This window comes from Faecalicatena contorta, from assembly GCF_021531895.1.
In the GTDB taxonomy this organism is placed as follows: Bacteria; Bacillota; Clostridia; order Lachnospirales; family Lachnospiraceae; genus JAFBIX01.
In genome coordinates this window covers 1-1,370 of record NZ_JAFBIX010000076.1, presented here as the reverse complement: position 1 = coordinate 1,370, position 1,370 = coordinate 1, and the positions used below count along the sequence as shown (strand labels likewise).

Below are 1,370 nucleotides of genomic sequence, written 5' to 3'. Positions count from 1 at the left end.
ATATAATAGAATTGGCAATAGCAACTGTAAAGCCCTTTTTCTTTAAAAAAGCAACTATCTTTTCTTTGTATTTTATCTCCTCTAAAGACTGTACTGTATTCGATACCGAAATATAATCATATTCACGTTTATTTGCGTCTCCAACATTAATAACCGGGATATTCTTATCATCATATTTTTTTTCTAAATAGCCATTCCCCGCATGACCAGCCAAAACAACAACATCTTTTCCTCTATCTTTTAATCCATTTGCAATGTGATATGCCAATATAGGGGCTCCTGACATTGAAAGATCATGGGTTATAACAATTACTTTTTCTCGTGCCAAACTTGATCCAATTTTTTCTTCTAAATACTTTTCAAAACCTCCTTTTTCATCTAAAACTTCTATCGAAATTTTCTTCACAAAACATTTTCCTTGAAAATCGACTGGATCAAATCTAATTCCCTTTATCGGTACTTCAAAGTGAATTTCTCTTACTATTTTCTTCTGAGGCAAAAAAGGAATTTTGCAAGTATTTTCTTCACAATATCCTTCTCCAGCTTTTCTAAAATATAACGTCGCATTTGCCTCTTCAAAATCAGCGTTACCCAAATCACATAAAATTTGAATTTCTTGAATCTCATGTTGAAATTCCACATATATCTGTGGATCACTATTATTAAAAACCCACTTATTCCCCTCAAATCCTATTCCTTCTGTTTTTTCTAATTTGCCTGTTTTAAGAATCAATTTACTATTTTCCACAATCTTTCCCACCTATTTTTACTCACAAATTAACTACACATGTCTATTATTATAAAAACTCCTATCTAACTTGTTGATAAAAACATTTTACCACAAGTATAGAAAGGAGTTAAACCTTTTTATGAGAACAATTTATATAACCATTTCATAAAAAACACAATATACGCCAAAAAACAGATTGTCACAACAAAAGTTTCAACATCAAATCCGTGAGTAATCGTTCGCAATACCAAAGTCCCGTCTACATTTTTTGTATCATATTTTAGTTCAGTTTCTTTTTCTATTTCTGGTGCATAATAAACAACTATTCCATCTTGCTCATTTTTTCCGTTCACAGTAAGCTTAAATATATATGTTTTTCCTTTACAATTACCCAACTTATCAAAATTTATTTCAAAAAATTTCCCACTTTTCACTTCTGATATATCTTGACTTCCTTGCAAAACACATTTTGCTTGTTCACTTTCCCATAATTCATAAGAAAGTCCTAACTCACTGCCTTCTACACCACTTTTTTCTGTCAATTTGATTGCAAATCCATCCAAACTCTCTTTATCACAAACAAATATCTGCGATATTTCTTCACCGACGTTTAATTCTAATGGCACATATTCATTATTAT

2 protein-coding genes are annotated in these 1,370 nt (G+C 30.7%); both read right to left on the bottom strand.

Annotated features, from left to right (window positions below; genetic code table 11):
* Positions 1-748 (bottom strand): hypothetical protein (locus tag JQM81_RS13690; RefSeq protein ID WP_235234330.1); only part of this gene is annotated, 748 nt, incomplete at its 3' end.
* Positions 749-867: 119 nt separating this feature from the next.
* Positions 868-1,370, bottom strand: a 503-nt coding sequence (locus JQM81_RS13470) for a hypothetical protein (RefSeq protein ID WP_235234329.1), incomplete at its 5' end; no start/stop codon positions are given.